Here is a 13568-nt window from a genome sequence, read left to right on the forward strand (position 1 = left end):
AAAAGCAAAAAGAATATGACATAGCGTCATATCAGTTTGGGATGCAATGAGAACTGCCAGAAAAAGAGGTTTCTTTAAGCTTTACAAAAAATATTGGCGATTCTACAATAAGATATCCCCTCACCTCGATCTCGCTAAGATAAAGAGCTCATACCTTGGGATGCTTGTTCCATCTTATCATAAATTTAACAAAATACTCAGCCATGGGTTCGACCTGGCACCTGACCAGAATATGAGGCCAGCCCCCTCAGAGGAGTCGCTGAGATTGAGAGAGAAGATCAGAGCTGGGAAGGTGCTTGATTTCAAGATTCCAGATTATCTCGTAGATCTGAAAGGACTAAGGGTCGCCTGCATTCTTGATGATTTTACATTTACAACGTTCTCTAAGGTCTGCGATGCTTATCAAATAACCTCCAGTTCCTGGCGTGATGAGCTGGAGTCCTTTGATCCCCACATGCTTTTTGTTGAAGCGGCATGGCATGGAAAAGGGGACAGCTGGAGAAGAAAGATATCAATCATATCTGACGAGCTTGTCCAATTATTGACGTGGTGCTCAGAGCGGAACATTCCGACCGTGTTCTGGAATAAAGATGACCCCCCGCATTATGCGACGTTCATCAATACGGCCGCGCTGTTCGACATTGTCTTTACGACAGACATCGACCTAATTGGGGATTATAAAAAAGGTCTTGGCCATGACCGGGTCTATCTGTTGCCATTCTGGGCAGAGCCGAGCATTCACAATCCGATCGAAAAGTATGAAAGAATCAAGGGATTTTGTTTTGCTGGCACTTATTACATGAAATATCTTGAGAGAAGAAGGGACTTTAAAACCTTCTTCGATGCTCTCTCCCCGCTGGGCCCTTTTGACATTTATGATAGGAACGAATATGCTGGTAATCCTAACTATACTTACCCGGATGAGTTCAAGGATTTTATCAAAGGCACCCTGCCGTATGATCAGATCGATGTGGCCTATAAGGGCTATTTTTTTGGAATAAACATGAACTCTATCAAGGATTCCCAGCTCATGTGCGCCAGAAGGACCTATGAGCTAATGGCGTCCAATACTATCGTTCTAAGCAATTATTCCAGGGCGGTAAAGAACATCTTTGGGGACCTGATAATCGCCACAGATGACGGAGAGATATTAAGATCAAAGGTCATTGATCTTCTTTCAGATGATAATCTGAGGGACTCTTATAGGCTCCGTGGCCTCAGGAGAGTGTTGTTGGACCACACAACTGAAAATAGGTTGTCATATGTGGTCGAGAAAACCTTCGGCAAGAGGGTCGAACCGGTCATGCCGTCGGTCACGATGGTCTCGTTCGTAAAAAACAAAGAAATGGCGGAGTCTGTGACGAGATTATTCTTGGCCCAAGGATATGCTAAGAAACAGTTGGTGATTGTCGCAGAGCAGGGAATCGACGTGCCTAAAGTGGCAGTCAAGGTGCTGACAGACCCTTCACCAGATAGATTAAGAGAGGCGATCGAAGGGTCCGATATGCTCGGGATATTTGATGCGGGAGTGATGTACGGAAAAAATTATCTCTTAGATCTCTGCCTGGCCGGGAAATATGCAGATGCTGAAGCGTATCAGAAGTCGGCCGATGGTGAGAAGGAATATTCCTTTTCAGGGACCGTTCATCTTGAAAGAGGGCTTGTAAAGTCCACCCATGCTGAATCTTTCATACATCTGTCGTTATCTTGTAAAGGACCTTTCCAGTTAAATTTGAAAACCCTCACGATCGACAGATTCCTTTCGGAACCTTGTAAATATGAAGGAGAGCCATGGGATGAGGGCATACCGATCAGGTCGATTTTTTCGCTGGCCGAACAGACCAAGGCCGGTGAAAGAAGGTTGGTCGTCAAGCATGGTATCCTGGTCGTGGCACCCCACTATCCAAGTTACGACAACATCTACCGATATATATTCGTTCATCGAAGGATCAAGGCATACCTATCGTCCGGATTGAAGGTTGAGGTGTTCAGGTTCAACCGTTCCCTCCCAAAGGGTTTCAGTGAGTTCGATGGGGTCGATGTGATCACAGGTAGTTCAAAGGAGTTTGATGACATAATATCTCAAGGGGACTGCAGGACCGTCTTCGTACATTTCCTGAATGAGGAGATCTGGAACTCACTGAAGGACAGAAAGATAGAGCGGATAGTAGTCTGGGTTCACGGAGCTGAGATACAGCCATGGTATCGTAGAGAGTTTAATTATGACAACTTCGCTCAAAGACGAAAGGCGAGAATAGAATCGGACAGGAGGTTAAGGTTCTGGCGCCATCTTCTGTCCGATCCTCCAGAGAATGTGCACTTTGTATTTGTCTCGAGGTATTTCTTCGATGAGGTTTGCAAAGATCTGGGGGTCAGGTTGGATGATGAAAAGTACAGCATTATTCACAATTATATCGATAAAAAGAGGTTCCTGTTTGTTGAGAAGGGGCCTGAGATGAGGAACAGGGTCCTATCGGTCAGGCCTTTCTCTAATAGGAAGTATGCGAACGACCTGTCCGTCAAAGCCATTCTTGAACTGTCCAAGAGACCGTGCTTTAAGGATATGGAGTTCAGGATGATCGGCGAAGGGCCTCTGTTCGATGAGACGGTGGCCCCTTTAAGAAGATTTGAGAATGTCATTCTGGAGAATCGCTCGTTGAGCGAGGCTGAATATTCAAGGATATTCGATGATTACGGTGTCTTCCTCTGCCCGACAAGATGGGATTCGCATGGTGTCTCAAGGGATGAGGCCATGTCAAAGGGACTTGTCGCGATCACGAACAATGTCGCTGCAATTCCTGAGTTCGTTGACGAATCTTCCGCAATGATAGTTCCCCCTGAGGATTATGTGGCCATGGCAGATGCCATGCAAAGATTGTATGATGATCCCGACCTCTTCATCAAACTTTCAAGAAGGGGACCTGGAGTGGTTGAGGCGAAGTGCGGTTATGAACAGACCATTGCTAGGGAGTTGGAGTTAGCTGTTAAAAATAGGGCGACCTAGCGTCATCATTATAAGTGGATAAATCATGGCATGGCCAAGTGATGATTGAAGACCATGAGGCTCCGATCGTTTTATTATAGGATCTATTCTAAATTTGATGCGGCAGCAATAGCCAACTCATCTCTTGGTCACTTCCTACTTTGGGCTGCGAGCTTGAGCGGCAGCGTCCTGTTCAAACTAGGACAGTTCGAGAGCAAGCCTTGGTTCATACGGTCCAGCATGTGGTCGGTGCGTAAAGTAAAGCCAAAGGCTTTGGAGAGACGGGACGAAAATTTCATCCTACCGAGAGAAATCTCTAAGCTTTCTGAACTAAGGGTGGCATCGGTCCTGGATGATTTTTCCTATCTTTCCTTCGCCCCAGAATGTCAACTTCTGTCCTTATCTGCAGAGAGGTGGAGGGAGGAGATCGAAGCGTTCCACCCTCACATGCTGTTCGTGGAATCGGCCTGGATGGGAAAAGAGGACTCCTGGAAATGGAAAGTCTCGGTGGTCAGCCCTGAGCTTATAGAGCTCGTCGCGTGGTGCAAGGAACGGAAGATCCCGACAGTGTTCTGGAATAAGGAGGACCCGAAGCATTTCGAGACGTTCATAAGGGCGGCAAAGTTCTTTGATATCGTTTTCACGACAGATCTGGACATGATCCCTGAGTACCGAATGAGGTTAGGTCATTCAAGGGTCTATCTGCTCCCGTTCGCAACTCAGCCAAGATTGCACAATCCCATTGAGACATATGAAAGAAAAATGGGATTCTGCTTCGCTGGCTCATACTATTCCCAACAGATCGAAAGGAACAAGACCTTTGCCAAGTTCGTGAACATCGTGTCCAGATACGGCGAATTGGAGATCTTCGACCGTTATATGAACACTGAGGATGTCAGAATGTCCTTCCCTGAAAGATATCGGAGGTTCATCGTCGGCTCCTTGCCTCCAGAGAATATTGGAAGGGCATACAAGGGTTACATGTTCGGCATCAACATGAACTCGATAAAGAACAGCCAAACGATGTTCGCACGAAGGGTGTTCGAGCTGCTGTCCTCCAACACTGTGACCGTTGGTAACTATTCAAAAGGTGTTCATAACATTTTAGGTGATCTGACGGTCAGCACCGATGATATGGAGTATCTCAAGGCTAGATTGGATATTCTTACAAAGGACATGGAGATGAGGGACATGTTCCGCCTGGCCGGTCTAAGGGAGGTCCTCAGCCATCACACCTATTGCCATAGATTGACTACCGTGGTAAAGAAGACCTTCAATGTTGAGCTGGACGTTGCCATGCCCGAGATAGTGGTCATCTCCAGGCCAAAGACCTTGGAAGAGCTCGAGCGGGTTCTCGACGCGTTCAAACGTCAAACGTATGATAGAAAGAGGTTGGTATTGGTGGGTGAGAAAGGCCCAGGTAATGCCAGGGACGTCACACGGAACATGGATGTGAGCGTTGATGAGATTGTCTCAAATGCTCATGGGGGCGTTTATTTAGCCTTTTTCGATCCTAGAGATCTTTATGGGGACGAATACCTGAAAGATCTCGCTCTTAATGCGTGGTGGAGCAATGCAGACGGGGTTGGAAAATCTTCGTGTTTTTTACGAAACGGGGCGATCAATAGACCGCATCTGGAATATCGCGAGGTGGAAGATCTCGATTGGAGATGTTCGATAGTAAAGGCCAGGGAAATGAAGGTAGAAGAAATAATCAAAGGACTTGAGGAGGGCGGTCTTGTTCTCAAATTTAAAAAGAACATCTCGATCGATAGGTTCAACTATTGCAGAGATTGGGATGGACTTGCCCCTGAAAGATTCATGGACCGCCCTCCATTCGACCGAGGTGCAGAACTTGCAAAGATCGAGGAGATGGTTGATTCATTGAACGGAAGGCCTTTTGGTTTTGTGGCAAAATCAAAAAAATTAGCTATTTATGGATTCTTCCCTGAGCAGAGAAATCAAGCGAGGCATGGATATCTATTGAACCGCCCAATGTGCGAAAAACGTTTAGGGCGATGTCCTGACATCGTCAAATTGAACAGGAGCGGTCAGGATAGGTTCTATGATGTTTGGGGGGTGGACGTCTGTCATTTAAGCGAGTTCTCGCTCAGTGATGTACTGATGTCCCGACAACATGAAGAGATCGACCTTCATCTCTTTGATCCCGCTCTGTGGAAATGCATATCGGATGGGATGGGAGGTCGGCCTACGACCATTTTCGTTTATGGTCCTGAGCTTCCAGAGGCCGGGGCCATGGATCTAGCCGTCGCCGAGGGACGGTCTGAGATGTCTTCGATCGAGATATGGAGGAGGCTCTTGATGGACGATAGGTTCAATGTCAAGTTCGCCTCAAGGTATCTGGTTGGCCAGACCGAGAAATTGTTTGGTCGTTTCTGGGATGGTAAGCGACATGGGCTTTTTTCCGTTCCTATCGATCATGAACTGTATTTCCGTGGTACCTTAGGAAACGACCCTTTAAAAGTGATCTGTGTGAAGCCGTATCATGGGGCCAAGGTAAACACGACATTGTTGATCGATATCATAGAAAAGATTAGGACAGAACCAGGTATGGAAAACATTGTGGTTACGCTCCTTGGAGATTGGTCTCAGGAGATGGTGCATCTTGGTCCCCTCATTGATGGAAAAAAGATCGTTCAGAGGAAAGAAGGGGATGATGTCAGGGAAAAAGGGGAGGTGTTCAGGAAGAACGGGATCATAATGATGCCACTTATAAAGGATATGAACGGCTCAACGATAAGGGAGGCGATGGCCTGCGGCCTTGTGCCCATATTGAACGATGTTGGATGCATAAATGAGATAGTTGACAGAACCTGTGGTTGGGTCGTTGAACCTAAAGCCGAGGCGTTCGTCGCTGCTATTAAAAAATTGATCGAGAACGAAGAGCTGTTTCATGAACTGTCCAAAAACGCGTCCAACAGGATTAAAATGGACCAAATTTCAATAAAAGGATAATTTTGTGCCTATCTTGAATATTTAATACTGGAAGAGCAAACATAGTCTCATTTCCAAGATCTTGAGATAATTGCGGTCCACACATATCGTTCCTCTCTTTTTCAAGTGTCAAGGTCTCATTCGGCCCAATATCTATCACAAAATGCCATGAGCCCCCGGTTCCCTTCTCCGCCTCTATCTTGTTGCCATCGGAGACAAGATGATACCACGGCGGTGATTTGGTGTATAATGTGAATCCTTTAATGGGCAGGGAGGTCGGGTTCTTGACCGTCACACGTGTCGGGCTCTCATACACTTCCACCTGCTGTAAAAGGCAAGACCTGTCATAAACGTCCCTGACCGTTGCGTACCAGATGTTATGATCACCGGTCCAGTTCAGGAGCTCATGGAAGGAGGGCAGCATGTGCCAGGCGCTATCTGAGAACACCTTCCTTGGGTTAAGGTCCGACCACGGGAATTGAGCTATACCATCGTCCTCAGGCAGGACGCTGAACCTCCCTGTCGCATTGGTCACATAGAAGAAGTAAGGGAAATAATCATGGTTCACAAATACAGACCTCTCGCTGGCCCATGACCTCAACCAACTACCGACATCCTCCTGACGCCCGGGGTTCTGATAGAACATCAAAGCCTGCCCGAACGATACCCTGAACAGAGGCAGGTCTCCATACTCAGCCCTCGAATAGCTCATACCCTCCAGGTTAAGGTCATAAAAGGAAGATGCCGAGTGCCATTCATGTGAGCATACCGCCCCTATGTCTTTGATCAGGTCCTTGACGTAATAGATAGAACCGAGCGTTGTCCCATTCTCGCAGATGTCCTGTTGACGGAATCCATGGTCCGACCAGGTACTTATCGGACCGTACTCGGCCGATATGTTCTCTATCGCGGCAATGACCTTCTCCCTCGTCAGGTCCATGGCCCCTCCTGCGTGTATCCCCACATCCCATCCCGCTTCGTTGAGCTCTCGCAGCGCCTCCCTGAAGACCGCGTCATCCGTCCCAAATTGATTAAGATGGCTGAAGTACCATGCATCATAGGTTCCATGTACACCATGTTCGATCGCCTCTTCGGCCATTAGTTCGAACATCTTAGGATAGGCCCTATCGGCATGGATGTGTAAGGTGAAGCAGAAGTCCTTGCCATCTGGCACTATTGTCTTATGCAGCACGTCGATGTACCGATGGGGAGAGCCGTTGCCAACTTGGAAGGAGCTTATCGTCATATGTCCCTTCGTCATCTCATTCTCTCCGACCATCTCGACCTTTTCCAATGAGAATACAGTGACACCTGAGCTCGGTACCTCCATCTTACCGGGGATGCCGTTGATGCCTATCCCTATCTCCCCATCCCTTATCTCTAAAAGGACATTAAGGACACCTCTTTCGTCATAGAACATATCGTCGTAAACCGTGCCAGAGAAGCCTTGGACGACAAAGTCACATCCTATATCCACATGATGCCTGAACTGCACAACGTTGACGAGATAGCTGTTCTCGCCAGAGGAGATGTGGAACGATACCTTGACCGCCGCATCTTTGTGCCTCATGACCCCCGTTATGTCCAGTGAGACCGATGCCTTGTCCATGCTCACCGGCTTTCTGACGGATAAACCGCTGCCCTTACCAAGAACGTCGAACGTCATTCCCCCTCTGCTGAACGATGACGATGTTGTTGGAAGGAATGCCGTAGGTGCGCTCCCATCGGTGAAATCCTCCTCGAGCACCGGGTCAAGGATCTCGTATCCTGTGAGCGGTATGCCTGATGTTCGATGGACTTTCACGGAGACAAGGGAATACGCCGCAACCGAGGTCAACATGATGACCAGTGCGATGGCCAGGACTTTAGACCTTCTCTCATCTTTCCTCTCTTCCACAGGGACACCGGCCTTGGGCTTTATGGATATTGATAAGATAATATTTGTCGGCCAAGGGAGAACCTTGAGGAAAATTAATGGGGGGCATGATACCGATACAGAGAGAGCAAAGTCTCTAGACCGCAAACAGATCTCTGTTCCTCGCCACATTTTCTTGGCAATTTAGATACTCCCATTCAGTGGGTATTATGAACCTAGAAGGATGTTCTTAAGGCTCAGGGGTGTCCGTTGTGGCAGAAAGGGCTTCGGTCAGAGAGAAGGTCCTGTTGGCGGTCATTGCGGTGCTGGTCGCGCTGAACCTGTTGACAGTAGGGCTATTGATCATGGAAGATGAGGATGTCGAGACCGATGATGAGAGGGTGCTGAAGGTCGGCGACTCGTTCCATTACATCGTGAGCGGGGATATCACCGGCCATATGTGGTTGAACGTCACTGAGGAAGAGGAGGGCAACTATACCATCTCGATGTGGTCGAGCTATGACAACTACCAGGACGAGGGGATGACCTTCAAGCTGCGGGAGGACTTCTTCGTTCTCTTCTGGTATGATGTCTTTGGCAAGGACATGTTCGAAGATGGTCTTGTCGGACGGTTCGAGGACGACACCCCGTTCGGCCCGAGGGTGATGGACCACTACCATCACGTGTCAGGCCAGAGGACGTTCGACCTGTATTTCGGTACGGAGAACGGTGTCCTCTACAGTTACTGGTTCTCGACGAGCTCCGGCTCATTCGGATATGTGCTGATGGACTCGACGGTCGATTGGGCATGATCAAAGCTCTGCCTTCACCAGCTTGATGTCCGTGCTTTGTCCGAGGCCCTTGAAAGTCAGGGCATCGGGCACTTCGCCGTCGTCGATGGAGAAGCCTATGAGCATCGAGACCCTCTGCCCGGGAGAGATCTCCCCGGTGAAGTTGCCCTTTATGCCAGGGAAGGGGCCATAGTCCACCCCGCTCTGCATCCTGAGCCGGAACATGTCGATGAAGAGCGTGACAGGCTCGTCGAGCTCGCTCGTGACCGTCACCTGGACGATGACATACACCTTCCCTGTTGGCGGCAACATGCCGGTATAGTTGTCCCAGCTTCCTTCTGACAATACGATCTTGGACTCGGGAGGTGCATGATAGATCCCTTGGAGCGTCACCGAGGCCAGTAAGGTGGCGAGCACCAGCAGGGCAAATACACCTAAGACCTTCAGGACAGAGAGGTCTCTCGTCCTAACGTCAGGGGCGCCTTTCGCTCCGTCAGAGCGCTCAGCATGACAGAGGCTGCATGGCCCATCGTCCGGAAGAAGCTCGCTTCCGCATTCGGGGCACCGCCTCAGGTGGTCCATATTCAAGACATTGCAGATAGGGGAATAAAAGACATGGCATCCATCGATGTACATCCGTACTCCGATGGACCGGCCGATGCGGCCCGCCCACAGCAAACGTTTAATCGGACAAGATGCTCACCACCGCCTCATGGTCTGGTCAGAAACGAAGGAGGGGGCCGTCGGGATGACGGTGTTGTCGAGCCTCATGCTCGGCTCCTCCTACGTGTTCATCAAGATGGGGGTCTCCGAATACGACCCTTATCTCCTTGGCGCTTTGGCGATGGCGATCGGCACGCTCGCATGCCTGGTCTTCATGGCCTATCGCAGGACCCTTACGATCAAGATGTTCCGTCATCGGGAGTTCTGGGTCGCCCCGGTCGTCAACACCGGTGTAGTGGGGTTCTCTTACCTTGGCCTCACGCTGACGACCGCCTCTGCTGGTGGGCTTATAATTGGATCGAACGTTTTGTTCGTCGCGCTTTTGTCCCATCTGTTCTTCGGCGAAAGGCTGTCCCTTAGAAAGGCGTCCGGCCTTACCCTGGGCTTCCTCGGCCTCGTGACGATAACCACCAGATGGGACCTCAAAAGGCTCGAGGGCGGAGAGCTGTTGGGGGACGCATTGATGCTGATGAGCGCGGTGTGCATCGCGCTCGTGGTGGTCCTTTCGAAAGGAGCGATGAAGAAGCTCACATACGACCAATGGACGCTCTCGCTCCACATGTTCCTTCCGTTCACCCTCTTCGCGCTGTCCATGCTGGTGCAGGACCCGCATGGGGTGAGCGATGAGATGCTGCCGATAGCTGTGTTCCTTGGCCTGGTGACCACGACCGTCCCGACGCTGCTATGGACATACGCTCTCCCTAAGATAGGGGCAGTGACCACCGCGACCGTCCTAATGCTCGAGTCGACGTTCGGCGTGCTGCTGAGCGTCCTGATACTGAATGAGGTCTTGGACGCGTTCGTGGTTGCCGGGGCGCTGCTGACCTTCGTAGCGATATTCTTCGTGGCCAACGGAGATAAGTAGGTGGGACCTCGACGGCTCATCTGACAAGATATGTCAGTTCGTTGAGCGTCCTATTAACAATATCATAGTCCATCCTTCCGTATCTTTCGATGGCCGATCGGTCGTTCTTGATCGATTCGATCACACTGAGGAGGAATGGATATCTCGAAATATAATCGCCCAAATGGTCCAGTCGAATTTCCCTCCCCCCATATTGTGGGTCGATCAGAGCGAGGATATCGCCCCTGTCCTTCTTCAATTTGTCCAATTCCCAGTCTCGGTCATGAGACGTGTTGTTCACGACGCGATATTCCCGGTCCCATGCTGCTTTCATCTTCATCATGAGCAGTTCGGTTCTAAAGGGAACTGAGATTATCACCCCTGTCTCCATTTCCCACGGGAGGGTGTTGCCGTCCAAGAACCGATAGTCGAGCGAACTGTCCATCCCCTCGAACGGGTCTGGCCTATCCCTTCTTCCAAAATCGATCATGATGCTCGTGCCATTTGGTAAAATTTTTTTGACCTCTTTGGAATCATCTGCAGTTTTATATCTTATGAACCCTCGATGTTCAATTAGATATTTCTTCAAACTATGTTCGGTCTTGTGGCTGGTTATCAGGTCGATATCAATAGAGCCATACCATGCATTGTAATGATGAACGGCCCAACCCCCTATCAGGACCGTCGTGGGGGAGGCAATGTCCTCTTTATCGGATAGGAAGGTCGCGACTGCCTTCAATTCCTCAAAGGACGCCCCGATGATAGGGAAAAGGTCCCTATAGTTTACCATAGATCTCCACCATTACTTTGGTCATGTCCCTGCCGTTGTAACCAAGGCCAGCAAGGTCTAGTAGAGTCTGTGATGGCGATACGACCTTCACTCCTTGAATGATGTTGGCATCAGTATACACATCTCTGTCCGGCCTTAGAATTTGGAGCTTGATCTCATGATCTCCATCCCTCAGTTCCTCAATGTCGGCCAAGAGCTCCTTGTCAAGAGCATTGACATACATCTGCAACACATCAAAACGGACCGAATGTGCCGTGTACAATGAACCGGCTATGTGACCTGTGAATGCAAGCGGGATAGACCTCCTATCTGAATATAAAGTGATCTCTCTCGCGATATCCAATAGCCCATCTCCTCGGACCTTGACCTCTTTGACGATGAGAGATGATAGAGGTCTTTCCCATGCGACCCCGTTCAGAAGCTTATCGACATCGACCAACGAAATCGATGTTCCTTTTTTTACCGCGATGCCCTGTTCTATCAACCCTGTCACCGTGGTGTGGGCCCACCCATATGAAACGTTCTGCCCTATGGCAAGGGCCCTTATTGAGCTGGACCTCGCCTTTAATAGACCTGAGATGATCTTCCAGGATTTCTCTGTCGTCAGGCTCATGAACCTTTTTGTCCTGACCTTATCTGAACGGGGTAAATTCATGTTCTTAGGGAGCTCTATGACCTCTATGCCAAGCTGGTCTGACAACTCATGTACCTTTTTTGATATTGATCCTGTGATCAATATGAACTTTGAATTCTGTACGCTGTTGTTCTTCGAGATAAGATCTTTGAACAGATTGATATAGGCCACGTCGCCCAGGGCAGCTCTCCTTGTTATCTGAATATAAGATCTTGATCCAGAGGTTCTTCCTATAGCAAGGATGTCTATTTTGAGGTCTTGATACATTTGATCAAACAGAATGTCCTGGGCATCGTTGTCACCGAGATACGATTGAATGATCTCTAGCAATTTATTTCGATCGTCTTGAGATGACATCATATCGCTATTTACTGATATGTTTATATAATTATCACTGATACATATCTTCAATCAGCAATAACATTCGATTCTATCAGTAATATTCGCAAGGAATGATGGTATCAGTAAAATTAAACCATTCGATTATAGGTCCATACGAGCGGCATTTATCGAGATGTGATGAGAAAAATATATGATTAGGGGGAGGAACTTTCTATAATGGTGATGGCATGGTTCAGTGTCCTGAGTGCGGTAGCTTTGACTCTGAAGGCCTTGGGTTCTGCATCGCCTGCGGAAAGGTCCTGCCCGTCTCAAAGAAGGGAGAGGGGGCTGGCAGGAACGTTCATGGTCCTATAGAGAAGGGCGCCCCGATGGACCTCGGTCAGGCGAGGAACGAGGTTATCACGAGCCTGTCATTGGTGGCGATGACCGCGGCATTGATCCTGATGTACCTGCTGGCAAATGACACGGACCCTTTGCTCATCATCATGGTCGAGTCGTTCCCGTTGCTATGGTTGATCATAATATTGATGCAATGGCGCTCCATCGGGGGCAAGAGCGGCAATCTGTGAACAGGCAAGGCACGCCTCCTTTTCCAAAGAAATTGATCATCGCCGCCCGAATGTGATGTTGATCAGGATCTGCCATAAGGGGTCGGTGCAGGGGCATTGAGCATCTATTGATAATGCCGACGTTCAGTTGGCTTGGAGGCCGCTCCTTTTTCAGACGTCCACGACGTGCGCCCCGTACCTCCCCTCAGGGATCTGTCCTATCTTCCAGCCAATGCCTGTGGTCTCACAGTAGAAGTAATCTACGCCGTTCTCAGTATAATAAGTGCCCCAGGCGTCCTCGCTCGCAACGCCCGCTGCGATGTGGTCCTCATAGATTATTATGGCGGCATCGACGCCCATCGCCTCAGCAATCGACGCGAAGAGGAAGCCAGTGTCCTCGCAGTCCCCGGCATAGTTCACCAGGGTCTCAACTGGGAACGTCCAATAGTCCTCAGCCTGGAACTGGTCTATGTCATATCTGTATGGGATGTACTGGACGAAGGCCAAGGCCAGTTCGAGCGTCTGATAGTCCGAGAGGCCTGCCCTGTCACCCATCTCGATGATGTTCGTGGCCACCTCCGCTATGACCGGGTCCCACGGCGTTATGAAGTCTGCCACGTGGTCGTAGTCTATGTTGCCCCAGTAGTCAGAGGTGAAGTGCCTGGTGATGCTGATATCGGCGTAGAACTCATACTGCTGGTCCGTTATGTTCAGCTTCATCACGTACTCCCTGCCTTCGTATGTCCATTCGTAGAGGCGTTCCCCCTCGCCGACCTCGACGGGTTTGGTGATCCCCTCTATCACGATGTAGCCTTGATAGGCGACATAGAAGAACGAGGCCACGATAAGTGATACGACCACAAGGGCGATGATCGGGGCCTTCTTATTGACCGGCCTGGGCTGTGCGGGGGTCGGCATCGTTGCATTCGGGCCCTGGGCCTGTGCAACTTCCATCCTGTTCTTTCCGCAAAAGGGGCAGAAATTGCCCGTCGACTCTACGTTTGCACCGCATTGGGCGCAGGTCCATCTGCTGTTATCGTCTGACATGGGTCATGGTCGGACCTCAGTGCCAGATATAAATTTTTTTTGAAAGTCCGATTGGT

General features: G+C 49.6%; 10 protein-coding genes. 5 read left to right on the plus strand and 5 right to left on the minus strand.

Features of this window, described 5'->3' with window-relative positions:
- Positions 1-265: 265 nt before the first annotated feature.
- Positions 266-3004, plus strand: coding sequence for a glycosyltransferase (locus HPY73_01390; GenBank protein QLH74231.1), 2739 nt, complete (start codon positions 266-268; stop codon positions 3002-3004).
- A 153-nt stretch (positions 3005-3157) separates the two neighbouring features.
- Positions 3158-5959 (plus strand): glycosyltransferase, encoded by a 2802-nt coding sequence (locus HPY73_01395; GenBank protein ID QLH74232.1) that lies wholly within the window; start codon positions 3158-3160, stop codon positions 5957-5959.
- Here the strand turns inward: HPY73_01395 and HPY73_01400 are convergent.
- On the minus strand, positions 5928-7835 hold the full coding sequence (locus tag HPY73_01400) for a hypothetical protein (protein QLH74233.1): 1908 nt from the start codon (positions 7833-7835) through the stop codon (positions 5928-5930). The two genes, HPY73_01395 and HPY73_01400, sit on opposite strands and share 32 nt — an antisense overlap.
- A gap of 230 nt (positions 7836-8065) precedes the next feature.
- On the opposite strand from HPY73_01400, the gene HPY73_01405 reads away from it, so the two are divergent.
- On the plus strand, positions 8066-8605 hold the full coding sequence (locus HPY73_01405) for a hypothetical protein (protein ID QLH74234.1): 540 nt from the start codon (positions 8066-8068) through the stop codon (positions 8603-8605).
- Here the strand turns inward: HPY73_01405 and HPY73_01410 are convergent, their stop codons facing one another.
- Entirely contained in the window at positions 8606-9166 is a 561-nt protein-coding gene (locus tag HPY73_01410) for a hypothetical protein (GenBank protein ID QLH74235.1), read from the minus strand.
- A gap of 130 nt (positions 9167-9296) precedes the next feature.
- On the opposite strand from HPY73_01410, the gene HPY73_01415 reads away from it, so the two are divergent.
- Positions 9297-10172 carry a DMT family transporter gene (locus HPY73_01415; GenBank protein QLH74236.1) on the plus strand — a complete coding sequence of 292 codons (876 nt, stop codon included), beginning with the start codon at positions 9297-9299 and terminating at the stop codon, positions 10170-10172.
- Positions 10173-10188: 16 nt separating this feature from the next.
- Here the strand turns inward: HPY73_01415 and HPY73_01420 are convergent, their stop codons facing one another.
- Positions 10189-10941 carry a hypothetical protein gene (locus HPY73_01420; GenBank protein ID QLH74237.1) on the minus strand — a complete coding sequence of 251 codons (753 nt, stop codon included), beginning with the start codon at positions 10939-10941 and terminating at the stop codon, positions 10189-10191.
- Entirely contained in the window at positions 10928-11746 is an 819-nt protein-coding gene (locus HPY73_01425; protein ID QLH74238.1) for a hypothetical protein, read from the minus strand. Before HPY73_01425 ends, HPY73_01420 begins: the two co-directional genes overlap by 14 nt.
- A 398-nt stretch (positions 11747-12144) precedes the next feature.
- Between HPY73_01425 and HPY73_01430 the strand changes: the two genes are divergently transcribed.
- Positions 12145-12486, plus strand: coding sequence for a hypothetical protein (locus HPY73_01430; protein QLH74239.1), 342 nt, complete (start codon positions 12145-12147; stop codon positions 12484-12486).
- Positions 12487-12636: 150 nt separating this feature from the next.
- Here HPY73_01430 and HPY73_01435 read toward each other — a convergent pair whose 3' ends face one another.
- Positions 12637-13512 (minus strand): hypothetical protein, encoded by an 876-nt coding sequence (locus tag HPY73_01435; GenBank protein QLH74240.1) that lies wholly within the window; start codon positions 13510-13512, stop codon positions 12637-12639.
- Positions 13513-13568: the final 56 nt, after the last annotated feature.

The sequence above is a fragment of the Methanomassiliicoccales archaeon genome (assembly GCA_013415865.1).
Lineage (GTDB): Archaea > Thermoplasmatota > Thermoplasmata > Methanomassiliicoccales > UBA472 > MVRC01.

Excerpts from the sequence above, each read along its gene's own strand:
- HPY73_01410 (QLH74235.1), bottom strand. The coding sequence starts at position 9,166 with ATGGACCACCTGAGGCGGTGCCCCGAATGCGGAAGCGAGCTTCTTCCG.
- HPY73_01415 (QLH74236.1), top strand. The coding sequence starts at position 9,297 with ATGGTCTGGTCAGAAACGAAGGAGGGGGCCGTCGGGATGACGGTGTTG.
- HPY73_01420 (QLH74237.1), bottom strand. The coding sequence starts at position 10,941 with ATGGTAAACTATAGGGACCTTTTCCCTATCATCGGGGCGTCCTTTGAG.
- HPY73_01430 (QLH74239.1), top strand. The coding sequence starts at position 12,145 with ATGGTTCAGTGTCCTGAGTGCGGTAGCTTTGACTCTGAAGGCCTTGGG.
- HPY73_01435 (QLH74240.1), bottom strand. The coding sequence starts at position 13,512 with ATGTCAGACGATAACAGCAGATGGACCTGCGCCCAATGCGGTGCAAAC.